The following is a 14,821-nucleotide window of genomic DNA, read 5'->3' as shown; positions in this document are numbered from 1 at the left end:
CGCCACCGCGCTCGCCGTCGCGAGCACGGCCACGCCCGCCGCGCCGTACACCATCACCCAGCCGAACCCGTGCACGAGCGCCGCGTGCAGCGCCGCGCCGGTCGGGTCGGCCTGCGCGAGCGCCGGGGCGATCTCGTGCAGCCCGTCCGTGCGGCCGGACGCAATCTCCTGCGCGAGCCGGCGCAGCGCCGCGTCGCCGATCGTGCCCGCGACACCGCTCTTCAGGCTCGCGACGATCCCCGCGACCAGCACGAAGCCCATCGCCGCGATGTTCAGCGCGAGCGAGATCATCCGCGCGCTCATGTCGATGCCCGACGCCATCCCCGCCCGCGAGCTCGGCACCGCGCCCGTCGTCGTGTTGGTGACGGGGGTATTCGTGAGCCCGAGCCCGATGCCGGCGATCACGCAGCCGGGCAGCATCGTGATCCAGCTGGCATGGTCGGCCGCGCTGCCGATCCGCATCAACGCGAACCCCGCAGCGATCGTGAACAGGCCGCCCGGGATCACGACGCCCGGCCCGTAGCGCAGCGCGAGCCGTTCGCCGAACGGCGGCGCGACTAGCGTCGGCAACGTGTACGCGAGCAACGCGAGGCCGGCCGTCACGCTGTCGTAGCCGAGCGCGACCTGGAACCAGATCGGCAGGTAGATCATGAACGGCCAGAAGCTGAAGTTCATCCCCATCGACCCGAAGATCGCGCCGGTGAACGCGCGAATCCGGAACACCGAGAAGTCGAACATCGGCCGCGCACTGGCGCGTTCCGCGATGAAGAAGCCGGCCAGCGCCAGCACGGTCGCGCCGAGCACGCCGAGGCCGGCCGCGCTGGTCAGCCCGAGCGCCGCGCTTTGCGTGATGTAGAACGCCAGGCCGAGCACCGCGAGCGACAGCGTGACGATGCCTGCCACGTCGAGCCTGCCCGCGTGCGGATCGCGCGACTCCTGCACCGCGCCGCCGATCAGCACGAGCGCGATGGCCGCGAGCGGCGCATGGACGAGGAACACCCACGGCCAGCTTGCCAGCGCGACGATCGCGCCGCCGACGATCGGCCCGAACCCGAGCCCGATGCCGAACACGATCCCCCAGATCCCGAACGCACGGCCGCGCTCGCGGCCCTCGCGGAACTGGTGCGACAGCACCGCAATCTGGCAGATCAGCATCGCGCCGCCGCTGGCGCCCTGCAGCAGCCGGCCCGCGACGAGCACCGGCACGTTCGGCGCGAGCCCGCACAGCAGCGACGTCGCGCCGAACAGCACGGTGCCGATCACGTACACGCGCTTGCGGCCGAACCGGTCGGCGAGCGTGCCGGCCGCCATCAGCACGGTCGTGCACGCGATCGTGTACGCATTCATGATCCACTGCATGCCGTTGAAATCGCCATGCAGCACGTGTTCGAGCGTCGGCAGGATCACCGGCACGCTCGAGATTTCGAGGCCGAACATCAGCGACGTGAGACAGACGGCCGCGAGTGCGACCGCATTCCTGCGGGAGTCGGATTGCGTCATGCGTATTGCGCCGCAGCCCGGCAACGGGCCGCGCGCCTCCAGGTGAGAAGGATTCGCCGCGTGCGACCGGCGACGCACGCTGGACGGGAATCGGTACTATAGTGAGAATTCCCATCCCCATTGACGCACGCATTTCACCAGACTAGGGAATCACAGGACTCAATCTCCCCCATGACCGACAGACTCGACGGCGTGACGACCTTCGTCCAGGTAGTGGAATCCGGCAGCTTCGCGCTTGCCGCGGAACGGCTCGACATGACGCGTTCGGCCGTCGGCAAGGCGGTCGCGCGGCTCGAGAAACGGCTCGGCGCGCGGCTGTTGCAGCGCACGACGCGCAGCCAGAGCCTGACCGACGACGGCCAGGCGTACTACGACCGCTGCGTGCGCGCGCTCGCGGAACTGGAGGCGGCCGAAGCCGATCTCGACTGCGGCCGCAACGAGCCGCGCGGCAAGCTGCGCCTGAGCGTGCCGCTCGCGTTCGGGCACCACTGCGTGACGCCCATCGTGCTCGATCTCGCGCGCACCTATCCGCATTTGCGGATCGACGTGTCGATCACCGACCGTTTCGTCGATCTCGTCGAGGAAAGCATCGACCTCGCGGTGCGGATCGGCACGCTCGCGGACAGCACGAGCCTCGCGGTACGGCGGCTCGGCACGCAATACGGCAGCCTCGGCGCGGCGCCGTCGTATCTCGCCCGCTACGGGATCCCGAAGACGCTCGACGACCTGAAAGACCACCGGACGATCGCGTATTCACGCTCGGGCGTGATTCAACCATGGGACTTGCGCGCGCTGGACGGCTCGACGGTGCGGGTCGACATGCCGCACCAGCTCAGTTTCGACGACGTGCAGGCGATCGCGGCGGCCGGCGCGTCGGGGTTCGGGATCGCGTGGCTGCCGAGCTGGCTGCTCGATCAATACGTGAAGCGCGGCGAGATGACGGTCGTGCTCGACCGCTGCTTCGTCTGCGAAGGCGACATCCACGCGATCTGGCCGAAGACGCGCTACCTGCCGCGCAAGACGCGCTGCGTGATCGACGCGCTCGCGCAGGCGGTGCCGCCGATGATCGAACGATAGGCAGGACTGCGCACGGTGCCGCGGCTCGTGCCGCTCCCGTACGAGCGACACGTCCGTGCTATTTCGCGTCGCCGCCGTCGATCGCCAGCATGCGCCGGCGGCGCGCGCGGGCGAGTGCCGCCGGCGCGAAGTGCAGCACGACCAGCCGCGTCAGGTGATGAGACAGGACGAACACGACGTTCAACCCGCCGCCGTAGGCGACGATCGTGATCGTCTCGATAGCCCCGGGCGCATACGAGAGCCACAGCGGCAGCACCCCGTAGCCGGACAGCCGCGCCATCCCCCACGCGAACGCACCGGCCACCATCAGCATCAACGCGATGCATGTAAGGCCGGTTCGGCCGTATCGCAGCCCGTCCGCCAGGGTGATCTGCCTGAACTGTGCGCCGATCAGCGCGCCCAGGATAACCGACGCCGCATCGACGCACCACGCCGGCACCTCGAAGTCATGCAGCCACCCCGCTCGCACGAACACGCCGGTCAGCACGATGGCCGTGATCATGAACGGCGCCGGCACACCGAGCCCGAGCAATGCACGCCCGGCCAGCACGCACAGCGCCACCAGCCCGGTCAGCGCCAGCCACGTCTCGACCGGCAACGCAGCGACCGCTGCTTGCTGCGGCGCGCCCACCTGCGCCGGAATGAAGCAACTGACGAGGATCGTGATCGACAGGAGCCGCACGAGATGCACGACGATCACCTTGGCCGACGCGCGCTCGGATTCCAGCAGGTCGAATACCGCGGCAAGTGCGCCGGGATAGACAGCCAGCAAAGCATCGGCCCGGTTCCAGCGCGAGACGCGGGACAGCCAAAGACTGCCGACTGCGATCTGCGTGGCCAGGCACGCGAGCAGGACGCCCAGGCTCGGCACGATCGAGACGACCATCTGCGTGTCCCACGACCGGAACAGCAGGCCGGTCGCCGTGCCGAGCACGATCTGCACGAACTCGAGGCCGAAGCGCAGCCTGGGCGCGAAACCGAACCGGCTGGTCGCGATCGACGCGGCGAGAATCGCGCCGAGCAGCAGGCCATGCGGGACGCCTGCAACCCGTAGCACCAGGCCGACCGCGGTCAGGCAGGCGAGATACGCGAGTGTCTTCATCGGGAAGGGGCCCGGCACTGGAAAATCCGCATGGAAATGCAATCAGAAGCAGTTGGAATGGAATGTCGGACTCGAAACAGAAAAACGGCGCATGCCGAAGCATGCGCCGCCTTGCAGGTAGCCGGCCCCGCGCCGGTGGTTCAATCCGCGCCCAGCGCCGCCAGCGGATGCGCAAACAGCTTCCACGGCGACGTAAGGAAATGCCGCACGCGTTCGGCGCGCAACTCGACGAGCGACGCGGGCGCCCAGCGCGGCTTGCGATCCTTGTCGACGAGATGCGCACGCACGCCTTCGCAGAAGTCGCCTTCCTCGATCGCACGCGCGACGATGCCGAGCTCCATCCGGAACGATTCGGCCAGCGTCATCTGGCGGCCGCGCAGCAGCGCCTCGCGCGTCACGCACAGCATCGTCGGCGAATGACCGGTGAGCGCATCGAGCGTCGCCTGCAGCCATTGACGATGCTCGCGCGACAGCTCCTCGCGTGCGAGATCCTGCGTCAGCGTCGCGACGATCCGCTCGACGGTCGAGCGCTTGTCGAAGTGACGCACGATCCACGGCATCTGGCTGTCGAGCGCCGCGTGCGGCACGACGTTGCACGGCGGCTCGAACACCTTGCGCAGCAACGGCAGCGCATCGCCTTCCCACTTGACGCTTTCGATGCGCGTCTCGAACGTGTCGAGCCACGCAGATGGCACGCAGAGATCCGCGAGCTTCGCCGTGAGCGCGTCGGCGCCCGACAGCATCGCGCCGGTCAGCCCGACGTACAGCTCGAGTTCGGCCGGCATGCGCGACAGGAAATGCGTCGCGCCGACGTCGGGCACGAGGCCGATGCGCGTCTCCGGCATCGCGATCTTGCTGCGCTCGGTCGCGACACGCAGCGCCGCGCCCTGCGCGAGGCCCATGCCGCCGCCCATCGTCACGCCGTCCATCAGCGCGACCACCGGCTTCGGGAACGTATGGATCGCGTAGTCGAGCCGGTATTCGTCGACGAAGAACGGCAGCCAGGTTTCGCGCTGCGCGACCATCCTGTACAGCGCGCGCACGTCGCCGCCCGCGCAGAAGCCCTTCTCGCCGGCGCCGCGCAGCACAACCGCGACGATCTGGTCGTCGTCACGGCAGCGCTCGAGGAGCGCGGCCAGTTCGCCGATCATCGCGTACGACAGCGCATTGAGCGCCGCCGGCCGGTTCAGCGTGATCAGCGCCACGCTGTTCACCACGCGGAACAGCACCTCGGGTGCGTGCTCCGCGAACGCGTCGTGATTCGTCACCGGCGTGCTCATCGTTGCGGCTCTCCCTCGTTGTGCCACTGCGGCGCGCGCTTGCCGAGGAACGCAGCCACGCCTTCGCGCGGATCGTTCGTGTCGAACAGGTCGACGAAGCGTTCGCGCTCGACCGCGAGCGCCGCGCTGCGCGGCACGCCGCGGCGCGCGAGGCCGATCAGCTCCTTGCTGTACGCAACCGCGTGCGGGCTCTGCCGCGCGACGTTGCGCGCCAGCGCCAGCGCCGCATCGCGCGACGCGCCCGACGCCACGACGTCCTCGACGAGGCCGATCCGCAGCGCGGTGGCCGCATCGACACGCGCGCCCGTCAGGATGATCTTCTTCGCCCAGCCCTCGCCGACGAGCCAGGGCAGCGTCTGCGTGCCGAGCCCGCACGGCAGCAGGCCGACCGACGGCTCGGGCAGCGCCATCTGCGCATGCGTCTCGGCAATCCGCAGGTCGCACGCGAGCGCGCATTCGAGACCGCCGCCCATCGCGTAGCCGTTGATCGCTGCGATCGTCACGACGCGCGCATCGTGCAGCGCCTCGAACGCCGCGCCGAAACGCGACGCCATCGCACGCGCGACTGCGCGGTCGCCTTCGGCGAACGTGTTGAGGTCGGCGCCCGCGCTGAAGAACTTCGGGCCGTCGCCGGTGATCACCAGCGCGCGCACGCGCGGGTTCGCATTCAGTTCGGCGACGGTTTCCTGCAGTTGCCGCAGCCCGTCGGCGGTAAAGGCGTTCGCGGGCGGACGCTTGAGCGTCGCGCACGCGATCGCACCGTCGTCGACGTAGTCGAGTTCGATCATGAGGCGTCCTTCTTCGTTGCCGGTTGGTACAGGCGGATCACCGCCGAGAAATCGAGCTGGCCGTCGCCACGGCTGCTCATCGTCTGGTACAGCTGCTGCGCGAGCGCGCCCAGATAGACTGGCTGGCGGGCCTGCTTCGCGGCGTCGTTCGCGAGGCCGAGATCCTTCAGCATCAGGTCAGTACCGAAGCCGCCCGAGTAGCCGCGCGACGACGGCGCGGTATCGATCACGCCCGGATACGGGTTGTAGGTATCCGAACTCCAGCAGCGGCCCGTCGACGTGTTGACGATGCCGGCCAGCACCTTCGGGTCGATGCCGAGCGCGACGCCGAGCGACATCGCCTCCGACACGGCCGCCATCGAGATGCCGAGCACGAGGTTGTTGCAGACCTTCGCGACCTGCCCCATCCCCGTCGCGCCGCAGTGGACGATGTTCTTGCCCATGCCCGCGAGCACCGGCTTCACGCGCTCGAAATCCGCGTCGCTGCCGCCGACCATGAAGGTCAGCGTGCCGGCCGCCGCGCCGCCGGTGCCGCCCGACACGGGCGCATCGACGAACGCGCCGCCGTGCTCGCGCACGAGCGCGCCGAACGCCTGCGCGCTCGCCGGGTCGATCGTGCTCGAATCGATCACGGTCGCGCCCGCGCCGAGGCCGGCGAGCACACCGTTCTCGCCGGACAACACCGAGCGCACGTGCGGTGCGGCCGGCAGCATCGTGATGATGAACGTCGCGCCCGATGCCGCATCGCGCGGCGATGCGGCCACCTGCGCACCGGCGTCCTGCAGCGCGCGCAAGGCGTCGGCGCTCAGGTCGAACGCATGTACTTCATGGCCTGCTTTCAGCAGGTTCAGCGCCATCGGCGCGCCCATGTGGCCGAGGCCGATAAAACCGATTTTCATGTTCGTGTCCTCCGCCGCTCAATGCAGCCGGATCGTCGTGTTCACCGGGCCGGCCGTTGTGTCGTCGTCGAACCAGCGCGCGGTGACCGTCTTCGTCTGCGTGTAGAACTGCACGACCTGCTTGCCGTACGGGCCGAGATCGCCGAGCTTCGAGCCGCGCGAACCGGTGAAGCTGAAGAACGGCACGGGCACCGGGATCGGGATGTTGATGCCGACCTGGCCGATGTCGATCTCGCTCTGGAACTTGCGTGCGGCCGCACCGCTCTGCGTGAACAGGCCCACGCCGTTGCCGAACGGGTTCGCGTTGACGAGCGCGATCGCGTCGTCGAGCGTGTCGGCTTCCATCACGACCAGCACGGGGCCGAAGATTTCATGCGTGTAGACCGACATGTTCGTCTTCACGCCCGAGAAGATCGTCGGGCCGACGAAATTGCCCTGCTCGTAGCCGTTCACCTTCACGTCGCGGCCGTCGAGTTCGAGCTTCGCGCCCTCCTTCACGCCCGCGTCGATCAGTGACAGGATGCGTTCCTTCGCGGCCTTCGACACGACTGGCCCGACGTCCGTGCCGGCTTCCGCGCCCGCATTGACCTTCAGCGCCTTCGCCTTCTCGACGATGTCCGGCAGCCAGTCGCGCGCGTTGCCGACGAGTACCGCGACCGAGGTCGCCATGCAGCGCTGGCCGGCCGCGCCGAAGCCCGCACCGACGAGCGCGTTGATCGTCTGCTCGCGGTTCGCATCGGGCAGCACGACGGCGTGATTCTTTGCGCCCATCATCGACTGCACGCGCTTGCCGTGTGCGCTGCCGAGGTTGTACACGTGCGTGCCGACCGCTGTCGAACCGACGAACGAGATCGCCTTCACGAGCGGATGCGTGCAGATCGCGTCGACGACTTCCTTACCGCCGTGCACGACGTTCAGTACCCCTTTCGGTACGCCGGCCTCGACCGCGAGCTCGACGAGCTCCATCGTCGACAGCGGATCCTGCTCCGACGGCTTCAGCACGAACGTGTTGCCGCAGACGATCGCCATCGGGAACATCCACAGCGGAATCATCGCGGGGAAGTTGAACGGTGTGATGCCCGCGCACACGCCGAGCGGCTGGCGCAGCGTGTAGGTATCCACCCCGCCCGCCACGTTCTCCGCGAACTCACCGAGCTGCAGCGAACCGATCGAGCACGCGTGCTCGACCACTTCGAGGCCGCGGAAGATGTCGCCTTCGGCATCGGGAATCGTCTTGCCCTGCTCGGCCGTCAGCGTTTTTGCAATGCGCTGCTGGTTCGCGCGTACCAGATCCTGGAACTTCAGCATGATGCGCATGCGCGCGGAAATCGGCGTGTTCTTCCACGTCGCGAAGGCGGTGTGCGCGGCCTGCACGGCCGCGTCGACTTCCGCGACGGTCGCGAACGGCACGCGCGCGAGCACCTGCTGCGTCGCCGGGTTGACGATGTCGCGCCACTCGTTCGTGGCGGACTCGACGAAGGCACCGTCGATCAGCAGCTTGACCGTCGGCACGTCTTTCGAATTCGCGTTCATCGATCCACTCTCCTGGCAGAGGGCCGCGAAGCGCGATATCGCCGCGCGGCCGGTTCAATTCGGCTGCGGGCGGCGGCCGCGACATGCGGCGCGCGCGGCCCGCGGTCACGTCACTTCAGTTCGGCGGCGAAATCCTCTTCCCAGTATTCGCCGGGCATCCGTTCACTTGCATCGTCACCGCGCTCGATCTCGCGGCGGCGCAATTCGACGCGGCGGATCTTCCCCGAGATCGTCTTCGGCAGCTCCGCGAACTGCAGGCGGCGAATGCGCTTGTACGGCGCGAGCTTTTCGCGCGAGAAGCGGAAGATGTCCAGCGCGAGTTCGGGGCTTTCCTCGTAGCCCTGCCGCAGCGTGATGAAGGTCTTCGGCACCGACAGCCGCACGGGGTCGGGGCTCGGCACGACAGCCGCCTCGGCGATCGCCGGATGCTCGATCAGCACGCTTTCGAGTTCGAACGGGCTCAGCCGGTAGTCGGACGACTTGAACACGTCGTCCGCGCGGCCGATGTACACGTAGTAACCGTCATCGCGGCGCATCGCGATGTCCGACGTGCGGTAGTGGCCGTCGCGCATCGCGTAGGCCGTCGCGTCGGGGTTGTTCGCATAGCCCTTCATCAGCCCGACCGGGCGCGTGACGTCGGCGCCGATCGGCAGCGCGACCTCGCCTTCGGTCACGGGCGCGCCGTCCGGGTCGAGCAATTCGATCCGGTAGCCGGGTAGCGGCCGGCCCATCGAGCCCGCGACGACCGGCTGGCCCGGCGAGTTGCCGATCAGGCAGGTCGTCTCGGTCTGGCCGTAGCCGTCGCGGATCGCGATGCCCCACGCCTTCTTCACGCGCTCGATGATCTCGGGATTCAGCGGCTCGCCCGCACCGACGATCTCGCGCAGCTTCACGTCGAACGACGCGAGCGGCTGCTGCACGAGCATGCGCCACACGGTCGGCGGCGCGCACAGCGTCGTCACCTGGTATTTGACGAGCGCATCGAGCACGACCTTCGGCTCGAAGCGCGCGTAGTTGAAAGCGAACACGCAAGCCTGCGCGTTCCAGGGCGCGAAGAAGCAGCTCCATGCGTGCTTCGCCCAGCCCGGCGAGCTGATGTTCCAGTGGATGTCGCCCGGTTGCAGGCCGACCCAGTACATCGTCGACAGATGGCCGACCGGATAGGTGCGGTGCGTATGCTCGACGAGCTTCGGCTTCGACGTCGTGCCCGACGTGAAGTACAGCAGCATCGCTTCGTTCGATTGCGTGACGGCGTCGGGATTGAATGCCGCGCTCGCCGCATAGCCGTCGTTCATCGCGAGCCAGCCCGCGCGCGGCGCGCCGGCGACGATCTTCTGCGCAAGGCCGAGATCCGGCTGTTCGAATTTGGCGGTTTCGTTCTCGTCGACGATCGCGTATTTCGCGCCGCCGATCTGCACGCGGTCGCGCACGTCGTCGGGTGACAGTTGCGTGGTGGCAGGCAGCACGATCGCGCCGAGCTTCATCGCGGCGAGCATCGCGTCCCACAGCTCGACACGGTTCGGCAGCATCAGCAGGATCCGGTCGCCGCGCACGACGCCGATCGAGCGCAGCCAGTTCGCGATCCGCGACGAACGCTCGGACATCTGCGCGAACGAATACGGATCGCCCGTGCCGGTCGCCGCGTCGACGATCCACAGCGCGGGCTGGTCGTTGCCGCGCGCCATCGGGTCGAAGTAGTCGAGCGCCCAGTTGAACGCCTCGAGCACCGGCCACTCGAACTCGCGGTACGCGGTCTCGTAGTCGGTGCGATGGCGCAGCAGAAAGTCGCGTGCGTCCAGGAATGCCTGTACCGTCATCGTGTCCTCCAGTCTCCGTGCCTCGTGCGGTCGACCCGCGTGAGCGCTTTATCGCCTACGTGGATCCCATGCCCTGGCAAGTCTCCATGCCTCATGGTCAACCGGGCATGCGCTGCAGCCCATGCCCGGTTGCCTCTGTGGCGGCGCACGGTCACGTCGTTGCGTGCCGCGTTCGCCGCGCTGCCCTCGTCGCTGCGTGATGTCGTCGCCGGGGTAACCGCCGCGACTCAAAGCTGCCGCGCGATCACCATCCGCTGCACTTCGCTGGTGCCTTCGTAAATCTGCGTGATGCGCGCGTCGCGATAGTGACGCTCGACTTCGTAATCGACCAGGTAGCCGTAGCCGCCGTGAATCTGGATCGCATCCGAGCACACGCGCTCGGCCATCTCCGATGCGAACAGCTTCGCCTGCGATGCTTCCGACAGGCATGGCAGCCCGGCCGTGCGCAGCTTCGCCGCGTGATGCACGAGCAGGCGCGCGGCGTTGATCTGCACGGCCATGTCGGCGAGCTTCTGCTGGATCGCCTGGTGCTCGGCGATCGGCTTGCCGAACTGCACGCGCTCGCCCGCATAGCGGCGCGCCTTGTCGAATGCGGCGCGCGCGATGCCGAGCGCCTGCGCGGCGATGCCGATGCGCCCGCCCTCGAGGTTCGACAGCGCGATCTTCAACCCTTCACCACGATTGCCGAGCAGGTTCTCTTCCGGAATCGCGCAATTCTCGAACGTGATCGGGCACGTATCCGACGCACGGATGCCCATCTTCTTTTCGGGTTTGCCGACGATGAAGCCCGGCGTGTCGGTCGGCACCAGGAACGCGGAAATGCCGCGCTTGCCGGCTTCCGGGTCGGTCATGGCAAAAACGATCGCGACGCCGGCACGCTGGCCGTTGGTCACGAACTGCTTCGCGCCGTTCAGCACCCATTTGCCGTCGCGCAGTTCCGCACGCGTGCGCAGGTTGTTCGCCTCGGAACCGGCGTGCGGCTCGGTCAGGCAGAACGCGCCGATCACGCGGCCGGCCGCCATGTCGGCCAGCCAGCGATCCTTCTGCGCCGGCGTGCCGAAGCCGAGGATCGGCCCGCAGCCGACCGAGTTGTGCACGCTCATCATCGTCGCGCACGCGGCGTCGCCGGCGGCGACCTCTTCCATCGCCAGCGCGTAGGCCACGTAGTCCGTATACGAGCCGCCCAGCTCCTGCGGCACGATCATCCCGAGCAGGCCGAGTTCGCCGAGCTGCGCGACGATCGCGTCGGGCAGGTGCGCATCGTGGTCCCACTGCGCGGCGTTCGGCGCCAGCATTTCGGTGGCAAACACGCGCGCGGCGTCGCGGATCATCCGCTGGTCTTCGGTGTAAAGCTCGTCCATGGTGCTGCTGTCTCCCGCGGCCGCCAGGCGCGACCGTCCTTGCGTTTCGATGCAACAAGTGTAGGCAAGCAGGCGCGACTGTTCGATGCTCGCGTCGCTCATTTACACTGAGCGTTTTTGCCACACCGGCGGCACGGATGAAGCAGGAAGACAAGGGAACCGTCGCGATCAGCCTCGTCGCTTACAGCGTCGCGCTGGCCACGCGGCGCGGCGTCGCGGCCGAGCCGCTGCTCGCGCAGGCCGGCATCGCGCCCGCGCTGCTCGGGCAGCCGCGCGCCCGCGTGTCCGCGCAACAATACGGCGCGCTGTGGAACGCGATCGCGCGCACGCTCGACGACGAGTTTTTCGGGCAGGACCGCCACCCGATGCGCAGCGGCAGCTTCATCGCGATGAGCCAGGCGGCGCTGTCCGCGCGCGACGGCCTGCACGCGATGGCGCGCGCGGTGAATTTCATGCACTGCGTGCTCGACGACCTGCACGCGGAGCTCGACGCGAATCCGCAGCGCGTGCGGCTGCGCTTCGTGCACCGCAACAACGGTGCGACGCCCGCGATGTTCACGTACGCGACCTATTTCATCATCGTCTACGGGCTCACCTGCTGGCTGATCGGGCGGCGCATTCCGCTGCTGCATGCGAGCTTCCGCTGCGACACGCCGCCCGCCGACCACGAATACCCGTCGATGTTCTGTGACGACATGCGTTTCAACGAGCCCGATTCGTATGTCGATTTCGATCCCGAATTCGCGACGCTGCCGGTCGTGCAGAACGCAAAGACGCTGAAAACGTTCCTGCGCAACGCGCCGGCGAGCTTCATCGTCAAGTACCGCAACCCGAACGCGCTTGCGCAACGCGTGCGGACGGTACTGCGCGGGATGCCGCCCGCCGCGTGGCCGGGCGCGGGCGGGATGGCCGCGCGGCTGCACGTGGCCGAGGCGACGCTGCGCCGCAAGCTGCACCAGGAAGGCCACGCATACCAGTCGATCAAGGACACGCTGCGGCGCGATCTGGCGTTCGAGGCGCTGGCCGACCCCGCGCGCACGATCGCCGACGTCGCGGCTGCCACCGGTTTCGCGGAACCGAGCGCGTTCTACCGCGCGTTCCGCAAATGGAGCGGGCGCAGCCCGGCCGACTATCGCGACGAAGTGCTCGCGCGGGGTGGCAGCGCGAGCTGACGCCGGCCGGGCCGAGGCGCCGGCCGCCGCGCGCCGTGTGGTCGTGTTCCCGATCAACGGCGCGTGCGGCCCGGCCAGCGCCGACTTCATCGTGCGCTCGCTCGACCGCGCGCCCCGCCAGCACGCGCCGCTCGCGCTCCTGCAGCTCGACACGCCCGGCGGCCTCGACACGTCGATGCGGCAGATCATCAAGGCCATACTCGGCTCGCCGGTGCCGGTCGCCGCGTTCGTCGCGCCCGGCGGCGCGCGGGCCGCGAGCGCGGGCACCTATATCGTCTATGCGAGCCACTTCGCGGCGATGGCGCCCGGCACCAATCTCGGCGCGGCGTCGCCCGTGCAGTTCGGCATCGGCGGCGCCGCGCCGCCCGGCGGGAACCCCGCTGCACCGCGTGCGCCGGCGGGCACCCCAGGGGCGTCAGGGGCATCCGATGCGTCCGCCACCGCGGCCGCGCTGCCGACCGATACCCAATCGACCGAGATCCGCAAGGCGCTACAGGACGCCTCCGCGTATATCCGCGGCCTCGCGCAACTGCGCGGGCGCAATGCCGAGTGGGCCGAGCGCGCGGTGCGCGAGGCCGTGAGCCTGTCGGCGAACGAGGCGCGCGCGCAGCATGTGGTCGACCTGATCGCGCAGGATCCGGCCGACCTCGCTCGCCAGCTCGACGGCCACGCCGTGACCACCACCGCCGGCGCGGTGCGGCTCGCGACCGCGCATGCGCCGCTCGTCGTGGTCGAGCCCGACTGGCGCAGCCGCTTCCTGGCGATCATCGCCGACCCGAACGTCGCGCTGATCCTGCTGACGATCGGCATCTACGGCCTGTTCTTCGAGTTCGCTAACCCCGGATTCGTGCTGCCGGGCGTCGTCGGCACGATCTGCCTGCTGGTCGGGCTGTTCGCGATGCAGTTGCTGCCGATCAGCTATGCGGGCCTCGGCCTCGTGCTGCTCGGTCTCGGCTGCCTGGTCGCCGAGGCGTTCCTGCCGACCTTCGGCGTGCTCGGCTTCGGCGGGATCGTGTCGTTCACGATCGGCGCGCTGATGCTGATCGACACCGACGTGCCCGGCTACGGGATTCCGTGGCCCGTGATCGCGAGCCTCGCGCTCGGCGGCGGGCTGCTCGTCGCGGGCGTATCGAGCGTCGCGCTGCGCGCGCGCCGCCGCCCGGTCGTGACGGGCGCCGAGGCGATGGTCGGCAGCATCGGCGAAGTGCTCGACGACGGCCTGCTGGCCGACCAGCCGCAAAGTGCGGCCGGCGCCGCGCCGTCCGCCGCGGGCTGGGTGCGCGTGCATGGCGAGCGCTGGCGCGTCGCGAGCAGCGTACCGCTCGCCGCGGGCTGCCGCGTGCGTGTCACCGGCCGCCACGGCTTGCTGCTCACCGTCGCGCCGCTCTACGACGTGCCGACGCAGGAACAACAACACCAGGGAGAACCAACATGATCGGTTACACGTTCGGCTTCAGCAGCGTCCTGATCGTCTTCGTCGTGGTGCTCGTCGCATCGTCGATCCGTATCTTCCGCGAGTACGAGCGCGGCGTCGTGTTCATGCTCGGCCGGTTCTGGAAGGTAAAGGGGCCGGGGCTCGTGCTGATCATCCCGATCGTCCAGCAGGTCGTGCGGATCGACCTGCGCACCGTCGTGTTCGACGTGCCGCCGCAGGACGTGATCACGCGCGACAACGTGTCGGTCAAGGTGAATGCCGTCGTGTATTTCCGCGTCGTCGATCCGGAGAAGGCCGTGATCCAGGTCGCGCGCTTCTTCGACGCGACGAGCCAGCTCTCGCAGACGACGCTGCGCTCGGTGCTGGGCAAGCACGACCTCGATGCGCTGCTCGCCGAGCGCGAACAGTTGAACGCCGATATCCAGAAGACGCTCGACGCGCAGACCGACGCGTGGGGGATCAAGGTGTCGACGGTCGAGATCAAGCACGTCGACCTCAACGAAACGATGATCCGTGCGATCGCGCGGCAGGCCGAGGCCGAGCGCGAGCGGCGCGCGAAGGTGATTCACGCGGAAGGCGAATTGCAGGCGTCGGAGAAGCTGTTGCAGGCCGCGCAGCGGCTTGCGCTGCAGCCGCAGGCAATGCAGTTGCGCTACCTGCAGACGCTGACGACGATCGCGGCCGACAAGAACTCGACGATCGTGTTTCCGCTGCCGATCGATCTGCTGGGGGCGTTGCTGGAGCGGTTGGGCTCGCCGCGCGAGCGCTGAGACGCTCGTTTCCGGCCCGCGCGGCGCGGCTGTCGATTCCGCTGGACGCTGCGCCGCAACAGCCCTGCGTCCAGCGCCCGACGCACG

Annotated in this window: 12 protein-coding genes; 4 read left to right on the top strand and 8 right to left on the bottom strand. The window is 68.7% G+C overall.

What is annotated here, in order from left to right:
• Positions 1-1,500: MFS transporter (locus F3J15_RS27825; RefSeq protein ID WP_166895219.1), on the bottom strand; the 1,500-nt coding region annotated here is incomplete at its 3' end.
• A gap of 171 nt (positions 1,501-1,671) precedes the next feature.
• Here F3J15_RS27825 and F3J15_RS27820 point away from each other — a divergent pair.
• Positions 1,672-2,577: a LysR family transcriptional regulator gene (locus tag F3J15_RS27820; protein ID WP_166895217.1), complete on the top strand. Its 906-nt coding sequence runs from the start codon at positions 1,672-1,674 to the stop codon at positions 2,575-2,577.
• A 58-nt stretch (positions 2,578-2,635) separates the two neighbouring features.
• Here the strand turns inward: F3J15_RS27820 and F3J15_RS27815 are convergent, their stop codons facing one another.
• The 7 genes from F3J15_RS27815 to F3J15_RS27785 form a co-directional block, all read right to left on the bottom strand.
• Positions 2,636-3,697, bottom strand: a complete 1,062-nt coding sequence (locus F3J15_RS27815; RefSeq protein WP_345891593.1) for an AbrB family transcriptional regulator — start codon at positions 3,695-3,697, stop codon at positions 2,636-2,638.
• Positions 3,698-3,819: 122 nt separating this feature from the next.
• Positions 3,820-4,959 (bottom strand): enoyl-CoA hydratase/isomerase family protein, encoded by a 1,140-nt coding sequence (locus F3J15_RS27810; RefSeq protein ID WP_166895215.1) that lies wholly within the window; start codon positions 4,957-4,959, stop codon positions 3,820-3,822.
• Entirely contained in the window at positions 4,956-5,747 is a 792-nt protein-coding gene (locus tag F3J15_RS27805; RefSeq protein ID WP_166895213.1) for an enoyl-CoA hydratase, read from the bottom strand. Before F3J15_RS27805 ends, F3J15_RS27810 begins: the two co-directional genes overlap by 4 nt.
• Positions 5,744-6,646 (bottom strand): 3-hydroxyisobutyrate dehydrogenase, encoded by a 903-nt coding sequence (gene mmsB, locus F3J15_RS27800; protein WP_166895210.1) that lies wholly within the window; start codon positions 6,644-6,646, stop codon positions 5,744-5,746. The genes F3J15_RS27805 and mmsB overlap by 4 nt, the downstream gene beginning before the upstream one ends.
• An 18-nt stretch (positions 6,647-6,664) precedes the next feature.
• On the bottom strand, positions 6,665-8,179 hold the full coding sequence (locus tag F3J15_RS27795) for a CoA-acylating methylmalonate-semialdehyde dehydrogenase (protein WP_166895208.1): 1,515 nt from the start codon (positions 8,177-8,179) through the stop codon (positions 6,665-6,667).
• A gap of 110 nt (positions 8,180-8,289) precedes the next feature.
• Entirely contained in the window at positions 8,290-9,996 is a 1,707-nt protein-coding gene (locus F3J15_RS27790; RefSeq protein ID WP_166895206.1) for an AMP-binding protein, read from the bottom strand.
• 227 nt (positions 9,997-10,223) lie between these two features.
• Positions 10,224-11,357: an acyl-CoA dehydrogenase family protein gene (locus F3J15_RS27785; protein WP_166895204.1), complete on the bottom strand. Its 1,134-nt coding sequence runs from the start codon at positions 11,355-11,357 to the stop codon at positions 10,224-10,226.
• A 137-nt stretch (positions 11,358-11,494) separates the two neighbouring features.
• On the opposite strand from F3J15_RS27785, the gene F3J15_RS27780 reads away from it, so the two are divergent.
• From F3J15_RS27780 to F3J15_RS27770, 3 genes are read left to right on the top strand one after another with little or no spacing between them, the layout of a single operon-like run.
• Positions 11,495-12,529: an AraC family transcriptional regulator gene (locus F3J15_RS27780; protein ID WP_166895201.1), complete on the top strand. Its 1,035-nt coding sequence runs from the start codon at positions 11,495-11,497 to the stop codon at positions 12,527-12,529.
• A complete protein-coding gene (locus F3J15_RS27775; protein ID WP_345891966.1) occupies positions 12,513-13,964 on the top strand; it encodes a nodulation protein NfeD in 1,452 nt (483 codons plus the stop codon). The genes F3J15_RS27780 and F3J15_RS27775 overlap by 17 nt, the downstream gene beginning before the upstream one ends.
• Positions 13,961-14,734, top strand: coding sequence for a slipin family protein (locus tag F3J15_RS27770; protein WP_085038692.1), 774 nt, complete (start codon positions 13,961-13,963; stop codon positions 14,732-14,734). Before F3J15_RS27775 ends, F3J15_RS27770 begins: the two co-directional genes overlap by 4 nt.
• Positions 14,735-14,821 lie beyond the last annotated feature (87 nt).

It is taken from the genome of Burkholderia sp. Ap-955 (assembly GCF_011753045.1).
In the GTDB taxonomy this organism is placed as follows: Bacteria; Pseudomonadota; Gammaproteobacteria; order Burkholderiales; family Burkholderiaceae; genus Burkholderia; species Burkholderia lata_D.
Note: the sequence above shows the minus strand (reverse complement) of the source record. Positions and strands in the feature narration are given on the sequence as shown.

Bases quoted from the DNA above. Each gene is read 5' to 3' on its own strand.
- F3J15_RS27820 (WP_166895217.1), top strand. From the start codon at position 1,672: ATGACCGACAGACTCGACGGCGTGACGACCTTCGTCCAGGTAGTGGAA.
- F3J15_RS27810 (WP_166895215.1), bottom strand. From the start codon at position 4,959: ATGAGCACGCCGGTGACGAATCACGACGCGTTCGCGGAGCACGCACCC.
- F3J15_RS27805 (WP_166895213.1), bottom strand. From the start codon at position 5,747: ATGATCGAACTCGACTACGTCGACGACGGTGCGATCGCGTGCGCGACG.
- mmsB (WP_166895210.1), bottom strand. From the start codon at position 6,646: ATGAAAATCGGTTTTATCGGCCTCGGCCACATGGGCGCGCCGATGGCG.
- F3J15_RS27795 (WP_166895208.1), bottom strand. From the start codon at position 8,179: ATGAACGCGAATTCGAAAGACGTGCCGACGGTCAAGCTGCTGATCGAC.
- F3J15_RS27790 (WP_166895206.1), bottom strand. From the start codon at position 9,996: ATGACGGTACAGGCATTCCTGGACGCACGCGACTTTCTGCTGCGCCAT.
- F3J15_RS27785 (WP_166895204.1), bottom strand. From the start codon at position 11,357: ATGGACGAGCTTTACACCGAAGACCAGCGGATGATCCGCGACGCCGCG.
- F3J15_RS27780 (WP_166895201.1), top strand. From the start codon at position 11,495: ATGAAGCAGGAAGACAAGGGAACCGTCGCGATCAGCCTCGTCGCTTAC.
- F3J15_RS27770 (WP_085038692.1), top strand. From the start codon at position 13,961: ATGATCGGTTACACGTTCGGCTTCAGCAGCGTCCTGATCGTCTTCGTC.